Origin of the sequence: Rhodococcus sp. KRD162 (assembly GCF_017168335.1) — a bacterium.
Lineage (GTDB): Bacteria > Actinomycetota > Actinomycetes > Mycobacteriales > Mycobacteriaceae > Rhodococcoides.
Genome location: NZ_JABFAU010000011.1, coordinates 195566 through 212687 on the forward strand (window position 1 = coordinate 195566; position 17122 = coordinate 212687).

12 protein-coding genes and 1 pseudogene are annotated in these 17122 nt (G+C 64.8%); 7 read left to right on the forward strand and 6 right to left on the reverse strand.

Going from position 1 to position 17122, the window contains the following annotated elements:
• The first annotated feature begins 57 nt into the window (after positions 1-57).
• Positions 58-699 carry a TetR/AcrR family transcriptional regulator gene (locus tag J1M87_RS15440; protein ID WP_206490270.1) on the forward strand — a complete coding sequence of 214 codons (642 nt, stop codon included), beginning with the start codon at positions 58-60 and terminating at the stop codon, positions 697-699.
• A 72-nt stretch (positions 700-771) separates the two neighbouring features.
• A complete protein-coding gene (locus tag J1M87_RS15445) occupies positions 772-1986 on the forward strand; it encodes an alanine racemase (protein ID WP_206490273.1) in 1215 nt (404 codons plus the stop codon).
• Here J1M87_RS15445 and J1M87_RS15450 read toward each other — a convergent pair.
• On the reverse strand, positions 1956-5438 hold the full coding sequence (locus J1M87_RS15450) for a bifunctional RecB family nuclease/DEAD/DEAH box helicase (RefSeq protein WP_206490635.1): 3483 nt from the start codon (positions 5436-5438) through the stop codon (positions 1956-1958). The genes J1M87_RS15445 and J1M87_RS15450 overlap by 31 nt on opposite strands.
• A gap of 81 nt (positions 5439-5519) precedes the next feature.
• Here J1M87_RS15450 and J1M87_RS15455 point away from each other — a divergent pair, with 81 nt between their 5' ends.
• On the forward strand, positions 5520-6137 hold the full coding sequence (locus J1M87_RS15455) for an alpha/beta hydrolase (protein ID WP_206490275.1): 618 nt from the start codon (positions 5520-5522) through the stop codon (positions 6135-6137).
• Between the two features lie 59 nt (positions 6138-6196).
• On the opposite strand, the pseudogene J1M87_RS15460 reads toward J1M87_RS15455, so the two are convergent.
• Positions 6197-7983 (reverse strand): annotated as a pseudogene (locus J1M87_RS15460) (long-chain fatty acid--CoA ligase).
• A 279-nt stretch (positions 7984-8262) separates the two neighbouring features.
• Between J1M87_RS15460 and J1M87_RS15465 the strand changes: the two are divergent.
• The 4 genes from J1M87_RS15465 to J1M87_RS15480 all read left to right on the forward strand — a co-directional run bounded on the left by J1M87_RS15465 (position 8263) and on the right by J1M87_RS15480 (position 13726).
• On the forward strand, positions 8263-10053 hold the full coding sequence (locus J1M87_RS15465; RefSeq protein ID WP_241256970.1) for a DEAD/DEAH box helicase: 1791 nt from the start codon (positions 8263-8265) through the stop codon (positions 10051-10053).
• Between the two features lie 99 nt (positions 10054-10152).
• Entirely contained in the window at positions 10153-10656 is a 504-nt protein-coding gene (locus J1M87_RS15470; RefSeq protein WP_206490277.1) for a 2Fe-2S iron-sulfur cluster-binding protein, read from the forward strand.
• Positions 10653-11666 carry a xanthine dehydrogenase family protein subunit M gene (locus tag J1M87_RS15475; protein WP_206490279.1) on the forward strand — a complete coding sequence of 338 codons (1014 nt, stop codon included), beginning with the start codon at positions 10653-10655 and terminating at the stop codon, positions 11664-11666. Before J1M87_RS15470 ends, J1M87_RS15475 begins: the two co-directional genes overlap by 4 nt.
• The gene (locus tag J1M87_RS15480) at positions 11663-13726 is read left to right on the forward strand and encodes a xanthine dehydrogenase family protein molybdopterin-binding subunit (RefSeq protein WP_206490281.1); all 2064 of its coding nucleotides are present in this window, start codon (positions 11663-11665) and stop codon (positions 13724-13726) included. The genes J1M87_RS15475 and J1M87_RS15480 overlap by 4 nt, the downstream gene beginning before the upstream one ends.
• 5 nt (positions 13727-13731) lie before the next feature.
• Here J1M87_RS15480 and J1M87_RS15485 read toward each other — a convergent pair whose 3' ends face one another.
• Genes J1M87_RS15485 through J1M87_RS15500 form a run of 4 tightly spaced genes read right to left on the reverse strand, consistent with a single transcriptional unit; the run spans position 13732 to position 17056 of the window.
• Entirely contained in the window at positions 13732-14478 is a 747-nt protein-coding gene (locus J1M87_RS15485) for an amino acid ABC transporter ATP-binding protein (RefSeq protein WP_274610940.1), read from the reverse strand.
• Positions 14475-15965 (reverse strand): ABC transporter permease subunit, encoded by a 1491-nt coding sequence (locus J1M87_RS15490; protein ID WP_206490283.1) that lies wholly within the window; start codon positions 15963-15965, stop codon positions 14475-14477. The genes J1M87_RS15485 and J1M87_RS15490 overlap by 4 nt, the downstream gene beginning before the upstream one ends.
• Positions 15966-16004: 39 nt before the next feature.
• Positions 16005-16487 carry a RidA family protein gene (locus J1M87_RS15495; RefSeq protein ID WP_206490285.1) on the reverse strand — a complete coding sequence of 161 codons (483 nt, stop codon included), beginning with the start codon at positions 16485-16487 and terminating at the stop codon, positions 16005-16007.
• Between the two features lie 14 nt (positions 16488-16501).
• On the reverse strand, positions 16502-17056 hold the full coding sequence (locus J1M87_RS15500) for a histidine phosphatase family protein (RefSeq protein ID WP_206490287.1): 555 nt from the start codon (positions 17054-17056) through the stop codon (positions 16502-16504).
• Positions 17057-17122: the final 66 nt, after the last annotated feature.

The following is a 17122-nucleotide window of genomic DNA, read 5'->3' on the forward strand; positions in this document are numbered from 1 at the left end:
TCGTTCCGCATGAGTCAATCCGAGGCACAGACTCAGGCTGCGCCCTAGTATCGGGTCATGCAATCGAGGCTGCCTGCGGATGTGCGACGCGCACAACTGGTGCAGTCGGCGATCGACGTTGCCGAGCGAGTGGGAATCGAGTCTCTGACGGTCCGCGCGCTCTCGGAGTACGCCGGTGTCACCAAGGGCATAGTGCAATACCACTTCGAGACGAAGCAGGATCTGGTGATCGCGATGGGGGAGCACCTCATCGTCGACGTCACCGAGATTCTGCACGCCGCTCTGGCCAGCGCAGTGGACACCCGCGAGCTGCCGGGCGTGCGGGGTCTGCGCGAACTGGTGCACGGCGGGCTGAGCGCGGTGTGGTTGTTGATCGAGAAGTCGCCGGACCGGCAGTTGCTCGCTTACGAGATCAAGACCTACCTGCTCAGACACCGCGCGCTCGGGTCGGCCACGGCAGCCGAGATCGCCAGTGGCCAGTATCGGATCAGAGATACCGAGGCGCGGCAGTTCTTCGAGAACTGTTCCGATCACACCGGTACACGGTGGTTGGAGCCGGTGGAATCGATTGCCCGTTTCGGGATGGCCACCCTCGACGGCTTGGTGTTGCGGTGGTTGGTCGACGGTGATGATCTCGAGGTGCTGGCGCAGATAGACGACCTGTCGGGTCTGATCGCGGCCAAGGCCCAGGACCGCTGAGTGTTCGCCGGGACTTCTCGGCGGCGGAGTGCTTGACTGTGCAGGCCCGGCAACGACGAAGGAATGAGCCGTATGAGTTCGATCGCTGGTGTCGCAATCACCGACTCGACACCATTGTCCCGCATCGCCGCCGCCACCGAGGGGCTCGAATCCCCCTTGGCTGCAGTCGATTCGACGGCTCTCGATGCCAACGCATCGGCGCTGCTGGCTCGAGCGAACGGGGTCCCCATCCGGATTGCGAGCAAGTCGGTGCGGTGTCGGGCAGTGCTTGATCGGGTTCTCGCGAGCGAGGGCGTGCGTGGGGTCATGGCGTACTCGTTGCCCGAAGCCGTGTGGCTGGCACGCAACGGCGTCGACGACATCGTGATGGGATACCCGAGCGTCGACCGCACCGCGCTCGCCGAGGTCGTCAACGATCGGGTGCTCTCGGGTCGTGTCACCTTGATGGTCGACGATCTCGCACAGCTCGAGATCGTCCGTGAGGTAACCGACAGCGAGTTGCTCAAGCCGCGCATCTGCATCGACGTCGATGCCTCGCTGCGGATCGGGCCGCTGCACATCGGGGTCAGGCGTTCGCCGTTGCGCGAACCCGAGCAGGTCGCTGCTTTCGCGCGGGCGGCGCGATCACGCGGGTTTCGGGTGGTCGGTCTGATGTTCTACGAGGCGCAGATCGCCGGTGTCCCCGATTCCAATGTCGCGGTGGAATTGATGAAGTCGTTCTCTGCTCGCGAGATCTCCACGCGCAGAGCTGCGGTGGTCGAGGCGGTGACTGCTGCGATCGGCCCCATCGAGATCGTCAACAGCGGGGGCACTGGTTCGATCGACTTCTCTGCGGCAGATCCGGCCGTCACCGAGGTCACGGCAGGATCGGGCCTGTTCGCGCCGACGCTGTTCGATCGGTATCGCGCGTTCTCGGCCGAGCCCTCGCTGTTCTTCGCCCTGCCTGCGGTGCGTAAGCCCACCCCGCAGATCGCCACGTTGTTCGGCGGTGGATACATCGCCTCGGGGCCCGCGTCGGCGTCGAGATCACCTCGTCCGGTCGCGTGGTCGAGGAAGGTCGCAGGAGTGGTGACATCGGGTCTGAAGTTGCTGCGCAACGAGGGCGCGGGCGAGGTGCAGACTCCGGTGAGTGGGGCCGAGGAGGTGCAGATCGGTGATCGCGTCTGGTTTCGTCATGCGAAGGCGGGCGAGTTGTGCGAGCGGTTCGACGCACTGCAGCTGGTGCACGCGGACGGATCTGTCGAGGCGGTGCCCACCTATCGTGGCGAGGGAATGGCTTTCGGCTGAATTCCGTTCTCGCACAAGGCCATGAAGGTTCCGAGGGTGCTCAGTCCGGTCGGCGTCGACGGTAGGTACTGCGTCAAGGCTCGCGATCGGATCAGTATGGCGGCCCACTGACCACGGGAGACCGCGACATTGAGTCTGTTGCGCGAGAGCAGAAATCCCATGCCCCGCGGAACATCCTCGATCGCCGATGCTGCCATCGAGATCAGTACCACCGGGGCTTGTCGGCCCTGAAATTTGTCGACGGTGCCCACCGAGACGTCGCCGAGTCCCGCAGCTGCGAGTCGTTCGACGATGACGGCGACCTGAGCGTTGTAGGCCGCGACGACCAGGAAGTCGGTCTGTTCCATCGGCCGGGATCCCTCGAAGGACTGGGGGTCGCTCCACGGTCGGCCCAGCAGGTCCTGCACTCGGGCAACGATCTCGTCGGCTTCCTCCACCGAATCGGTGGAGTTTCCATGATGGTCGAGATAGACGATGTGCAGGCCGGGCTCGAGAGCATCGAGTGAACGTGCCTGTGTCACAGTGCTGTTGGACTCGAGTTTGCCCTCGTACGACAATGCCGAGACGGGTGCACACAGATCCGGATGCATCCGCCACGTCGTCGCGAGGAAATAGCCGCGGTCGGCGGGCAGCGTCGGGTGGCCGTCGGTGATCCAGCCGAGCGCCGACTCGTCCACGGGTTCGGGATGGGTGCCTTGGCTGACCTGTGGCAGCTGCGCCGGATCGCCGAGCAGCAACAGATTGCGGGCGGAGACCGAGACGGCGATGGTGTTGGCCAGAGAGAACTGTCCCGCCTCGTCGACGACGAGTAGATCCAGGGCCCCGGGCGGTATCCGGCCCGGGTTGGAGAAGTCCCAGGCGGTGCCGCCGATGACGCACCCTGCCTCGGCGTCGGTGACGAAACGAGAGTAGTCCGAGGGGTCCACGACTGTGTGGGCAGTCGGGGCCTTCTTGCCCACTCGGGCCGGGTCCACTCCGGCCGCCACGACGGTGTCCAGCAGATTGTTCACCACGTGGTGCGACTGGCCGACGACGCCTATTCGCCAGTGATGAACATCGACCAATTCGGCGATCACCCGCGCTGCGGTGTAGGTCTTCCCGGTTCCGGGCGGCCCCTGCACGGCTACGTAGGAGTTGTCCAGATCGAGCAGCGCAGCGGTGACCGCAGTGGCATAGTCGCTGCCCTGCACCGCGGGGAGGCCGTTCCCGGAGCGAGTTCGGGGCGCAGAGGAGGTCAGCAGATCGGCGACGGCGGTGCGCGGCAGCTGCGGCAGGGCGGTGCTGACCTCGCCGGCAACTCCGGCGATGGCCTCTTCGAGATACTTGGTGGCAGGCGGCGGCTCCGGTGCGGTCGCGATGGGGAAGTCGATGTAGGCGTCCACACCCTTGCGCAGGTTCTCCTGCACCACGACCATGTCCAAGGGGCCCTCGTAGCCGGTCTCGACGATCTCCACCGACGTGGTCGCCCGATGGTTCGGCTGCTGCTTCGGTAGTCCCTCGGGGGCGGGATCGGCATACAGCAGTTTGACCTTCGCGCCCGAGAGTGCACCGTTGCTCAGATGCCCCAGCAGCTTGATCTGTCGACGCAGTACCCGTTGCGTCGGCGCTGTCTTCATCCAGTCGTGCACCAGTTCTGCGCGTTCGACTTTCAACACCTCTGCCGCGTCGGCCCACTCGTCCAGGGGTTGGGTGAGGCGATCGAAGTGCGCCCACCAGAACGGCTTTCGCTCGCGCCGGTGGTAACCGATGGCACCGGAGAACAGGGCGACGGCCTGCTGGGTCGGGGTGCGGTCCCAGGCCAGTCCTGCGTATTCGGCGAGCGCATGTTCGAGCGGACTCGCGCTGTCGCCAGCGCGCTCCTGGGGCGCGAGCTGCTGATCCGCTCGCGGTGCCACACCGGCGTCCGCCGCTCGGTCGAGCAACCAATCACGCAGTCGCAGAGTCGATTCACAGTCGGTCCGGTTGTACTCGGCGATGTCTGCGAGCAACGCCGCGGCCTCGGCCGTCTTGCCCTGGTCTCGTAGATCGCACCAGTTCGCGTATTCGACGATCGACGCAGCCGCGTCGGTGACGTCTCCGTCACGGGCCGCGGGCATGTACAGGGGTTCGAGCTTCTTGATGCTGTAGGACCTGGCCCCGATGCGCACCGCGGATCGCACGACGGGATACAGGTCCACCAGAACGTTGTCTCGCAGTAGGTCGTCGACGGCGTCCTCGCCTACTCCGTGCCGACCGGCCAGGCGCAGCAGCGCGGTCTTCTCGTACGGCGCGTAGTGGTAGACGTGCATGTTCGGGTAGGCCGCGCGACGGGTGGTCACGTAGTCGAGGAACTCGATCAGGGCGCGGCGTTCCTGGGCGCGATCGTGCGCCCAGAACGGGAGGAAATCACCGTCGGCGGTGTAGACACCGAAGAGGTACTCGAGTCCCCACTCCGGGAGTCGAGCCCGCGGTACGCCCTCAGGTGCCGAACTGCCGGTCTCCGCCCACAGTGGGTCGCCCTCGAAATCGAAGAAGATGTCGCCCGGATCGGGCTCGGGGATCACGCCGAGGGCCTCGGCGTCGAAGATTTCGAATTCGGGGTTGCCGCTACGTTCCTGGCGCACCTGCAACTCGGCCTGCGCTCGCAGATTCGTGATCGTGCGGCTGGAGATTCCGTCCACCGTCCCGGTCGAGGCGGCGAGCTCGTCGACGGTGGTGATTCCCGCGTCGAACAGTTTCTCCCGTGTGCTCACGCGCATGCCTGCGACGAGAACCAGGTCGCGATGGAGTTCGACTTCGACGGTGCAGGACGCACACTGTCCGCAGCCGGAGTAGCGCGGATCGAACCAGTCGACCACTGTGCCTTCGGCGTGGTGTTCGTCGAGGATGTGCTGCAGATGGTCGCGAGACTGGCGATAGACCGGAAGGATCTCGGTCAGAGAGTGTGCGGAGTCGCTCCCGTCGCCGAGCATCAGGTGGGCGGTCTCGCTCGGGGTGATGCCGCCGGCACGCAACGCATCGGCATAGGCCGCCAGCTGCAGCAGCGCAGGCACTTTCGCGTGCCGCGACAGTTTGGTGTCGTAGACCGCGTAGCCGGATCCTTCGGCCACCAGGAAATCGCAGAAACCCAGGAATCGACCGTCGAAGAACGTGGCTTGATACAGCACGGGGGTACGAGCGGTCAGGGCGGTGAACGTCGCCCACGAGGCATCGGCCATCTCCTGCGCAGTGCGACCCGGTCGCTCCATCGTCAGTACGCCACCGGGGTAGCGCTGCTCGAATGCGTCGAGCTGACGGCGTTCGTGCTCGAATCCGAGGGCAGAGGTGCGGTCGAGCATCGGATCGGGCTCGGCCACTGTGCGCGGGAGCAGTCCGGTCAGCCCGTCCAGCCTGCGCAGCAGCCCGAATTCGCAGGACGCTGCCGCCGCCAGATCGCTGGCGCTGTAGATGACCCGATCGCCGAGGAGGAACACAAGCGCCAACCCTAGCCATCGGTGGATGCGGCACCGGTCACGTTGTTCGCGGAAGCGGCCACGAGAAGGCAAAATGATCGAATGCCATTTTTCGACGGAGCCACCGGTGCTGTCCATTACCGAAACTGGACTGTTCCCGATGCTCGTTTCGGTCTCGTCTTCTTGCACGGTCTCGGTCAGAACAGCGGCCACTATCACCGCTTCGCCCGGATCCTCAACGGTCGCGGAGTGGATGTGTGGGCCGTCGATCACGTCGGTCACGGCCTCACCGAGGGAGAGTTGCTCGATGCGGCCCAGATTCCGGGCCTCGCACAGAATGCGCTGCAGTTGCTCGACATCGCCGAGGCCGAGCATCCCGAGTTGTCGTTCGCGCTGATGGGCCATTCATTGGGTGCTGCGACGGCCATCGCAGCTCTCGGTGCGCACCCCGAGGCGGTCCGCTGTGCCGTGCTGTGCGGCACCCCGAAGTCCGTGACCGGTTCGGCCGACGATCTGACAGACAACGTGATTCCGATTCTCGCCGTGCACGGCGTCGACGACCGGTTGGCTCCGGTCGACGCGGTGCGTGACTGGATCGCCGGTGTTCCCGACGCATCTCTGCAAGAGTTCGACGACGGTGGTCACGACTTGTTGCACGAGAAGATCCACCTGAAGGTGACGTTGGCGGTCGCGGAGTTCCTCGACGACCACATGTCCTGAAGCTCGACAACGACAAGGGCCCGGCGATACGCCGGGCCCTTGTCGTTCGTGTGAGCGATCTAGGAGTAGATGGCCTCGATGTCATTGCCGCGCTCGGCGTGAATGATGTTGCGCTTGAGCTTCATCGTCGGGGTGAGCTCGCCGGTCTCGACGGTGAAGTCGTTCTCGAGGATCGTGTACTTCTTGATCTGCTCGGGGCTGGAGACCTTCTTGTTGGCCTCCGCGACGGCCTTGTCGATCTCGGCTACCAGATCGGCATTCTTCGACAGTTCCGCGAACGGGACGTCGGCGGCGAGCCCGTGTCGTTCGAGCCAGCCCGGCAGCGCCTCGGCGTCGAGGGTGATGAGGGCACCGATGACGGCTTCGCGTCGCCGACCACGAGGCACTGACTGATGATGGCGTTGGCGCGCAGGGCATCCTCGAGCACCGCGGGGGCGACGTTCTTGCCGCCTGCGGTGACGATGATCTCCTTCTTGCGGCCGGTGATCGAGACGTAGCCTTCCTGATCGATCGCGCCGAGATCACCGGTGTGGAACCAGCCGTCGACGATCGCCTCGGATGTGGCCTTGTCGTTGTGCCAGTAGCCGCTGAAGACGACCGGTCCCTTGAGCAGCAGTTCGCCGTCCTCGGCGACCTTGACCGCGTGGCCGTTGATCGGCTTGCCGACGGTGCCGACGCGCTGTTCCTTGGTGGTGTTGACGGTGACGGCCGCGCTGGTCTCGGTCAGTCCGTATCCCTCGTAGACCGGTACGCCTGCACCGCGGAAGAAGTGGCCGAGGCGAGCACCGAGTGGGCCGCCACCGGACACTGCGCGTTCGCAGTTGCCGCCGAGGGCCGCGCGCAGCTTGGAGTAGACGAGCTTGTCGAAGACGGTGTGCTTGAGGTTCAGTAGCAGCCCGGCGCCGCCCTTCTCCTGCGCCTCGCTCCATTCGATGGCCGTCGCGGCGGCCTTGTCGAAGATGCTGCCCTTGCCGCCGTCGTGCGCTTTCTGCTTGGCGGAGTTGTAGACCTTCTCGAACACGCGCGGTACCGAGAGGATGAAGTCCGGCTTGAACACGGCGAACTGCTCCACCAGGGTCGATACGTCCGAGGTGTGGCCCACTGTTGCTTTGGACTCGAATGCTCCGAACGAGATGGCGCGGGCGAACACGTGCGCCATCGGGAGGAACATCAGGGTGCGGTTGCCCTCCTTCATCGAGTCGTGCAGAGCGATCTGGGTGGCCTGGACCTCGGCGTAGAAGTTCGAGTGCGTCAGCTGGACGCCCTTGGGACGGCCGGTGGTACCCGAGGTGTAGATCAGTGTCGCCGGTGATTCGGCGGTGACCTGGTGCCGACGCGCATGCAGGTCCTCGTCGCTGACCCCCGCGCCGCGGCTGGTCAGCTCGTCGATGGCTCCGGCGTCGATCTGCAGCACCTCACGCAGGTCCTTGGCACCCTTGGTGACCTCGTCGAGGTTCGAGGCGTGCGCCGCAGTCTCGACGACGAGCAGCTTGGTGGCGGAGTCCTCGAGAATCCACTGGGCCTGGTCTGCGGAGGAGGTTTCGTAGATCGCGACGGTGCATCCTCCTGCGGTCCAGATGGCGTAGTCGAGGACGACCCACTCGTACCGGGTCGCGCTGAGGATGGCGACGCGGTCGCCGAGTTCGACGCCGGAGGCGATCAGACCCTTGGCCACTGCGGCGACTTCCTTGGCGAACTGGGCCGCGGTGACGTCGGTCCAGTTGCCGTCGACGAGTCGCTGGAACGGTACGAGATTCGGCGATTCCTTTTCGTACCGGAATACGGTGTCGGCCATGGACGCGTCGTCGGGAATGGTGAACGACGCCGGCACAGAATATTCGCGCACTGCTGGACCCCTTACGGATAAATAGCGTGGTAGTTGTGCATTTCATCACACCCGAGTCCGTAACGCATCACCGAGGTTGTCCGGTTTGTGTATTTCTTCGGCCGATTCGGAGCGATGTGAGTGTGACTGGGAGTACAACCTAACTGTGCGTAGTCGACCATCTCCGTGGGGGCAGATGTGTGAGGGCACTCGCATCCCGCGTTCGAGGACGCCGTTTTCGTCACCTGATCAGCGCAGAAGGAGTCGAAGCGGCCTGGCAGGTACTAAACTCGGTTGCATATGAGCACTTCAGAATCTGATCAGGATGCCGCCGTGACGTCTGACGAGACGAGTTCGCCCTCACCGGGGTCGGCTCCCGTCGTCGACGGTGAGGACATCACCTTTGTCGATCTCGGAATAGACGAGCGGGTCCTGAAGGCCCTGCGTGATGTCGGGTACGAGACCCCCTCGCCCATCCAGGCGGCCACGATCCCGCCGTTGATGTCGGGCAACGACGTCGTCGGCCTCGCACAGACCGGAACCGGCAAGACCGCCGCGTTCGCGGTACCGATCCTGTCGCGTCTCGATGTCTCACGTCGGGTGCCGCAGGCGCTGGTGCTGGCACCGACTCGTGAGTTGGCGCTGCAGGTCGCCGAGGCATTCGGCAAATACGCCACCCACATTCCAGGTCTGCACATTCTGCCCATCTACGGTGGCCAGGCGTACGGCATCCAGCTCTCGGGCCTGCGAAAGGGTGCTCAGATCATCGTCGGTACGCCGGGCCGCGTCATCGACCATCTCGAGAAGGGCACGCTCGACCTGTCCGGCCTCGAATACCTGGTGCTCGACGAGGCAGACGAGATGCTGAAGATGGGATTTCAGGAGGATGTCGAACGCATCCTCTCCGATACTCCCGAGTACAAGCAGGTCGCATTGTTCTCGGCCACGATGCCTGCTGCGATTCGCAAGATCTCCAAGCAGTACCTGCACGACCCGGTTGAGATCACCGTCAAGACGAAGACGTCGACGGCACCGAACATCACCCAGCGCTACGTTCAGGTGGCGCATCAGCGCAAGCTCGAGGCGCTCACTCGAATCTTCGAGGTCGAAGAGTTCGAGGCCATGATCATGTTCGTGCGCACCAAGCAGGCCACCGAGGAGCTCGCAGAGAAGCTGCGCGCGCGAGGGTTCTCCGCAGCGGCGATCAACGGCGATATCGTGCAGGCGCAACGCGAGCGCACCATCGGCCAGCTCAAGAACGGCCAGATCGACATCCTGGTGGCTACCGACGTGGCCGCCCGCGGTCTCGACGTCGACCGCATCTCGCACGTCATCAACTACGACATTCCACACGACACCGAGTCGTATGTGCACCGCATCGGTCGTACCGGCCGTGCAGGCAGAGCCGGTCAGGCACTGCTGTTCGTTGCACCGCGTGAGCGGCACCTGCTCAAGGCGATCGAGCGCGCGACACGGCAGCCGATCACCGAGATGCAGTTGCCCAGCGTCGACGACGTCAACGCCCAGCGCGTGACGAAGTTCAAGGACTCCATCACCGAGAGCCTGGGCAACGAGAATCTGGCGCTGTTCCGACGCCTGATCGAGGACTACCAGCGCGATCACGACGTGCCCTTGGTCGATATCGCCGCAGCACTGGCCATCCAGTCTCGCGACGGCGAAGCGTTCCTGCTCAAGCCGGAACCGCCCGCCCCGCCGCGCGCGCCTCGCCAGCCGCGGGAACCTCGTCCGCCGCGCACGTTCGACGAGGATGCGGCCAGTTCGCATCACCGTAAGACGGGGCAGCAGATGGCCACCTACCGCATCAGCGTCGGCAAGCGGCATCACGTCGCCCCCGGTGCGATCGTCGGTGCCATCGCCAACGAGGGCGGTCTGCGTCGAAGCGACTTCGGACACATCAGTATTCGACCCGATCATTCGCTGGTCGAGCTTCCGGCCGATCTCGCCGACGAGACCGTCGAGGCATTACGCCGCACCCGAATCAGTGGCGTGTTGATTCAGCTGCAACCCGACACGGGTCCTCCCGGACGCAGCGGCGGACCTCGCGGCGGAAAGTTCAAGGGGAAGCGCTAGCTGCACTCCGGCTCGTAGCCTCCGACGGTCCTCGACCGATCCGAGGATCGAACCAGGCATCGGCGTTTGGTGGACGAGGCCTCGGGTATCTGCCATCGCATGACCACCGTCACACTCCGTGTCAATGGGGCCGATCGCGAGTTCGATTGCGACACCCGAACCACCTTGCTCGACGCGCTACGCGAGAATCTCGATCTGATCGGTGCCAAGAAGGGCTGCGACCACGGGCAGTGTGGTGCCTGCACGGTTCTGGTCGACGGTCGGCGGATCAACAGCTGCCTGACGTTCGCGATCGCCCAGCACGATCGCGAGATCACCACCGTCGAGGGGCTGGCCGACGGAGACACACTGCATCCCGTGCAGCAGGCGTTCGTCGACCGCGATGCGTTCCAATGCGGATACTGCACCTCGGGGCAGATCTGCTCGGCGGTCGCGGTGATCGAGGAGGCGAAGCAGGGTTGGCCGAGCGCGGTCACCGATGACCTCGAGGCCACCGACATCGACCTCGATTCCGGGGAAGTGCGTGAACGTATGAGCGGCAACCTCTGTCGGTGCGGTGCCTATGCCAATATCGTTCCGGCCGTCCAGGACGCCGTCTCGTGAAAACCTTCGAATACGAGAGCGCCACCGCAGTCGACGACGCCCTCGCCCGGTTGGCCGAGGACGAACACGCCATGGTGCTCGGCGGAGGAACCAACCTCGTCGACCTCATGAAACTCGGTGTCGCGCACCCGGGAACGCTGATCGACGTGACGCGCCTGCCGCTGCACGACATCGAGACGGTCGACGACGGTTCCCTGCGCATCGGTGCGGCCGTGACCAACAGTGATCTCGCCGTGCATCCGGTGGTCCGTCAGCGCTATCCGGTCCTCGCGCGCGCGGTGCTCTCCGGTGCCTCGGGCCAACTCCGCAACATGGCCACCACCGGCGGAAACCTGTTCCAGCGCACCCGCTGCGTGTACTTCATGGACGCCTCCAAGCCGTGCAACAAGCGTGAACCCGGCTCGGGCTGCCCGGCGCGGACGGGTGAGCACCGAAACCTGGCCATCCTCGGTGCCTCCGAGTCCTGCGTGGCAACCCATCCCTCCGATATGGCAGTCGCGCTCTCGGCGCTCGATGCGCGCGTGGTCGTTCAGAGCGTCGACGGTGAGCGCGTTCTGGCAATCGACGACTTCTACCGACTCCCCGGCGACGCGCCGGAGCGCGACAACACCGTCGGACGGGACGAGATCGTCACGGCCATCGAAATCCCGAAGCCTGCCGCCGACGCCCACTCCACGTACCGCAAGGTGCGCGATCGGCAGTCCTACGCATTCGCGGTGGCGTCGGTCGGCGCGGTGCTCGATGTCGAGGACGGGATCGTTCGAGGAGTGTCCATTGCGCTGGGCGGCGTCGCACACAAGCCGTGGCGGGCGCGCACGGCCGAGCACGCACTGCTCGGCACCGCCGCCGAGGAGGCGTCGTTCAGGCGGGCGATCGGTCTCGAGTTGGAGACTGCGGAACCGCTGCGAGACAACGCTTTCAAAATTCCACTGGTGACCAACCTCGTGGCTCGCACACTCGTCGAACTGACCGAGACCGGCGCACGCACAGAACGGGGAGACCGGTCATGACCGCATCGATCGGACAGTCGATTCGCCGCACCGAATCGATCGCGAAGGTCACCGGTCGAGCCCGGTATGCAGCGGAGCAGCCGCCGACCGTCGGGCAGCTGTACGCCTGGTACGTGCCCGCGAAAATTCCCGTAGGCACAGTCGAGCACGTCGAGCTCGACGCTGATCCGGCGGTGCACGCCGTCCTGTGGCACGGCAACACCGAGAAGCTCGGCGACCTCGAGGACGCCGAATTGCATGTGCTGCAGTCGAACACCGTCGCATATCGCGGCCAGACGGTGGCGGTCGTCATGGCGGAATCCCTCGACGCCGCCCGAGCGGCCGCCGCCCGGGTGCAGGTGCGTTACGGCGATGTTCGTGCCCCCGACAACACCCTCACCGCCGATCACGCCGCGCTGTACGCACCCGAGTCCGTCAATGCCGGGTTTCCCACCGATGTCACCGTCGGCGATCCGGACAGTGCGCTGGAGACGGCCGCGCACGTCGTGGACAACTGGTACTCCACGGCCCCGATGCACAACAGTGCGATGGAGCCACACGCCACCACCGCGCAATGGTCCGAGGGCGTGCTGACGGTGTGGGATTCGACGCAGGCGCCGTCCGGAGTCCAGGGCGATCTGGCCACGGCATTCGGCCTGGAGCCGGAGAATGTTCGCGTGATCGCCGAGAACGTCGGCGGCGGATTCGGCGCGAAGGGCAGCACGCGTCCCAACGCGGTACTGGCTGCGATGGCCGCGAGGGCGACCGGAAAGACCGTCAAGCTGGTGCTACCACGGCAGGCGTTGTTCGATCTGGTCGGCTACCGCACGCCGACGCTCAATCATGTTCGTCTCGGCGCTGATTCGACGGGGACGTTGCAGGCGATCACGCACGACTCCTTCCAGCAGACCAGCACCATCTTCGAGTTCTGCGAGCAGACCGCCGAATCCAGTAGACACATCTACGCGTCCGCGAACCGCCGCACCACCCACCGCCTGGCGCCCCTGGACGTGGGGACACCGCGGTGGATGCGGGCACCGGGGGAGGCGCCGGGCATGTTCGCGGTCGAGACGGCGATCGACGAACTGGCGTCGGTCACCGGCATCGATCCGATCGAACTGCGCATTCGCAACGAGCCGGACCTCGACCCCGCCAGCGGCAACGAGTTCAGCTCGCGCAGTGTTGTGCAGTGCCTTCGCGAGGGAGCGGAGAAGTTCGGCTGGGAGCGTCGTCAGGCCGATCCCGGTCAGCGCCTCGAGGGCCGGAAGCTGATCGGAATGGGGGTGGCCACGGCGAGCTATCCGGTGCTGATCTCGCCCAGTACCGCCTCCGCGCGAGTGCAGCAGGACGGCACGATCACGGTGTCCGTTGCTGCCACGGACATCGGAACCGGTGCGCGCACCGTGCTGCGGCAGATCGCAGCCGATGCTCTGGGGGTCGATGCAGACTCTGTCACCGTCGAACTCGGTGACAGCGCTCTACCGACCGCTCCCGGAGCAGGTGGATCCTCGGGTACCTCGTCATGGGGCTGGGCGGTCACCAAGGTGTGCCGTGCGTTGAAAGCTCAGGGGCCGTACGCTCCGGGCAACTCCGCCGATGCCGATACCACCGACGACGTCGAAGGCCAGAAGGAGCTGGCGCGCATGGCGTTCGGCGCACAGTTCGCCGAGGTCGCGGTCGACATCGACACCGGTGAGATCAGGGTCCGAAAGATGCTGGGAGTCTTCGGCATCGGCGCGGTCATGAATCCTTCTCTGGCACGCTCTCAACTGATCGGCGGCATGACGTTCGGGCTCGGGATGGCGCTGATGGAGAACGGCGCCGTCGATCACGAGTTCGGCGGATTCGCCAATCACGATTTCGCGGAGTACCACATCCCGGCATGTGCGGACGTCACCGAACTCGAGGCCGTCTGGGTCGAGGAAGTCGATACCGAGCTCGCGCCGATGGGAGGCAAGGGAATCGGTGAGATCGGTACCGTCGGATCGCCTGCGGCCATCGGTAACGCGGTCTACAACGCCACCGGGGTTCGGGTGCGTGATCTGCCGATCACACTGGACAAGGTGCTGCCGCACCTCTAGCCGGGCTACGCCAAGATCCGCTGCAGGAACTGCCGTGTCCGGGGCTCGGTCGGGTTCACCAGCACCTGGTCCGGCGTGCCTCGTTCGAGGACGACGCCGTTCTCGATGAACAGCACCTGATCGGCGACCTGCTGGGCGAACCGGATCTCGTGGGTGACGATCACCATCGTCCAGCCTTCGGCGGCAAGGCCTTTGATGACCGAGAGAACCTCGCCGACCAGTTCGGGATCGAGCGCGGAGGTGGGCTCGTCGAAGAGCATCAGCTTGGGACGCAGAGCGAGAGCTCTGGCAATTCCGACGCGTTGCTGTTGGCCACCGGAAAGCTGGAACGGGTACTGGTCGGACTTGGCGTCGAGACCGATCTGGTCGAGGATCGCATGAGCGTCGCGGACGGCGTCCTCCTTCGCGCGTTTCTGCACGACGACCGGTCCTTCGATGATGTTCTGCAGCACCGTCTTGTGTGGAAAGAGGTTGTGGCTCTGGAACACCATGCCGCTCTGAGCACGAAAGTGTCGCAGCTGTGCGGCATCGACGGGTTGGGCGAAATCCACCGACACCTCGCCGATTCGGATGACTCCCGAGTCTGCCCGGTCGAGTGCATTGAGGGAACGCAGCACCGTGGTCTTGCCCGAGCCGGACGGGCCGATGATGACGGTGACTGTGCCGGAGGGCACGGTGAACGAGATGTCTTCGAGTACCTCGAGTTCGCCGAACGATTTGTTCAGTGCGGATACTTCCAGCAGGTCTGTCATGTGGCCACGTACCTGTCGAGTCGGACTTCGAGCTTGCCTTGGAAGAACGAGAGAATGATGCAGATCACCCAGTAGTAGAGAGCCGCGACGGAGTAGAGCGTGAAGAAGTCGAAGGTCGGGGCTGCGGCGAGCTGAGCGACGCGCAGCAGTTCGGTCACCAGAATCGTCGATGCCAGTGAGGTGTCCTTGACCAGCGAGATCAGTGTGTTCGACAGTGGGGGTACCGCAGTACGGAGGGCCTGCGGAAGCACGATGCGTTGCAACGTGGTTCGGTAGCCCATCCCGATGGTCTGGGCGGCCTCCCACTGGCCCTTGGGCACGCTCAGAATCGCGGCACGAATGACCTCTGCGGCGTAGCCGCCGACATTCAAGGAGAACGCCACCACCGCGGCCGGGAACGGCGAGATCACGATACCGAACTGTGGCAGCCCGTAGAAGATGATGAACAGCTGCAGCAGTAGGGGAGTGCCGCGGATGATCGAGACGTAGAACCGGGCGACCGCAGCGAGTGGCTTCATCGACGAAATGCGTGCCAGCGCAACCGCCAAGGCGATGACGAGCCCGATCACGAAGCTGATCGCGGTCAGCGGAATGGTCATCGTGACGGTGGCTTTGAGCATCGGCCACAGATTGTCGAGAACCAACTGCATCTTCGACGGAGCAGTCGACGCAGCCTCGTCACCGACCGGGGCCGCAGTGTCTGCGGTGGGTGCGGCGACATCGCTGCCGAAGTACTTCCGCGAGATCTCGGCGAGAGTGCCGTTCTCCCGCAAGGTGTCGATCGCGGTGTCGACTTCGCCCATCAGCCCACTGTTCTTGCGGGCCACGAACGATTGCAGAGTCGTGTCTCCGGTATCGGCCGCGATTTTCACGCCGGTGTCGCCGGTCTGCTGCAGGTACTCGGCGATGGCGAGGGAGTCGTTGACGGTGGCGTCGACGCGTCCGTCCTTGACGAGAGTGACGGCCTGAACGAATCCTTCGACGGCCTCGACGTTCGCGCCTGCGTTCGCGGCGACCTCGGCCCAGTTGCTCGTCGACGATTGCGCTGTGGTCTTGCCTGCCAAGTCGGCCAGCGAGGTGATGGTGGTGTTGTCTGCGGCAGTGAGGATCTGGCCCTGCGACACCGTGTAGGGCTTGGACAGGTCGTACGCGGATTGTCGAGCGGGAGTGATCGAGACCTGATTGGCGATGAGGTCGAATCGCTGCGACTGGAGGCCGGCGAAGATCGAGTCGAACGGGGTCTGCACGAAGTCCACGCGCACGCCCAATTCGGCACCCACCGCGTCGATCACGTCGATGTCGTATCCGGTGAGTTGCCCGTCCGCTCCCTGGTAGCTGAACGGGCTGTACGTGCCCTCGGTGCCGACCACCAGCACGCCCTCGTCCCGCACGCGGTCCAGTAGCGACTGCGAGGACGAACTGCATCCGGACAACCCCAGGATGCCGATCAGGATCGCGACCAGAGCCAGGGTTGATCTGCGCACCATTTGCGCCTGCTTTCGCTGTATTGACGAGTGGAGAAAAACCTACCCGTCGATCTCCAACTCCGCTGACACCACCACGGTGTTGTTCATCGGCAGCGCGGCCACCCCGAGTGCGGTGCGTGCATGAGCGCCGATCTCGGGGCCGAAGACGGCCAGCACCAGATCCGAGAAGCCGTTGACGACCGTGGTGGTCTGGGTGAAGCCGTGATCGGCGTTGACCGACCCGGTGACGGTGAGCCACGCACTGATTCGATCGAGGTCGCCGACGGCACGGGCGACGCTACCGAGCAGCGCCAGCGCCGTATCGCGCGCGGCGTCGGTGGCCGCATCGAGACTCACCTGTGACGGGACGGCACCGAACGGGCCCGCGAGAGTGCCGTCCGGTGCCAAGGGAGAATGCCCCGAGGCGAATACGCGGTTGCCGCGCACACGTGCCCACTCGAAGGAGAACTCGAATCCCGGGGGTGCGGTCGGTTCACCGGGCAACGTGAAGCCGAGTTCGGTGATGCGGCGTTCGATCTCCATGAACGAAAATCCTGTCAGACCACAACACCGTTGATGGTGCGAACGGTCCAGCGGATACCGTCGTGTTCGAGGGTCGAGACGCCGGCATTGAGAATGCGCGGTGAGTGTCGGCGACGAATCGAGTCCAAGATCGCCCGGATGACGCCCCCGTGTGCGACGGCGACCACTGCCGAATCGGGATGCAGGGAGGCGATCTCGTCGACCGCGCGCACACCCCTGAGCATCAGATTCGAGCGCGGCTCCAAACCGGGGTATCGACCGTCGGGCCAGTGCGAATAGGCATCCCAGTCCGTGAATCCCTCGGCCTCGCCGAAGTGCCGTTCGGCCAGATCGGGGAATTCGGCTGTTCGTGTCAGGCCTATGTGAGCACCGATGATGTCGGCGGTTTCCGCTGCTCGGATCAGCGGTGAGCTGACAAGCTGGTCCCAAGGCCGGTACGCGAGTTCGTAGCCGGCCTCACGGGCCTGAGCGCGGCCGGTGTCGTTGAGAGGAATGTCCGATGAGCCTTGCAGACGCCCGTGCAGATTCCAGTTCGTTTCGCCGTGCCGAACCAGCGCCAGAAAAGTCATAGTGAGCGGAGAATATCCCACAGTTACCTGGGAGTACGGTCGATACGAAGATACGCGAACGAGCAC

Bases quoted from the DNA above. Each gene is read 5' to 3' on its own strand.
- J1M87_RS15440 (WP_206490270.1), top strand. From the start codon at position 58: ATGCAATCGAGGCTGCCTGCGGATGTGCGACGCGCACAACTGGTGCAG.
- J1M87_RS15445 (WP_206490273.1), top strand. From the start codon at position 772: ATGAGTTCGATCGCTGGTGTCGCAATCACCGACTCGACACCATTGTCC.
- J1M87_RS15455 (WP_206490275.1), top strand. From the start codon at position 5,520: ATGCCATTTTTCGACGGAGCCACCGGTGCTGTCCATTACCGAAACTGG.
- J1M87_RS15465 (WP_241256970.1), top strand. From the start codon at position 8,263: ATGAGCACTTCAGAATCTGATCAGGATGCCGCCGTGACGTCTGACGAG.
- J1M87_RS15470 (WP_206490277.1), top strand. From the start codon at position 10,153: ATGACCACCGTCACACTCCGTGTCAATGGGGCCGATCGCGAGTTCGAT.
- J1M87_RS15480 (WP_206490281.1), top strand. From the start codon at position 11,663: ATGACCGCATCGATCGGACAGTCGATTCGCCGCACCGAATCGATCGCG.
- J1M87_RS15485 (WP_274610940.1), bottom strand. From the start codon at position 14,478: ATGACAGACCTGCTGGAAGTATCCGCACTGAACAAATCGTTCGGCGAA.
- J1M87_RS15490 (WP_206490283.1), bottom strand. From the start codon at position 15,965: ATGGTGCGCAGATCAACCCTGGCTCTGGTCGCGATCCTGATCGGCATC.
- J1M87_RS15495 (WP_206490285.1), bottom strand. From the start codon at position 16,487: ATGGAGATCGAACGCCGCATCACCGAACTCGGCTTCACGTTGCCCGGT.
- J1M87_RS15500 (WP_206490287.1), bottom strand. From the start codon at position 17,056: ATGACTTTTCTGGCGCTGGTTCGGCACGGCGAAACGAACTGGAATCTG.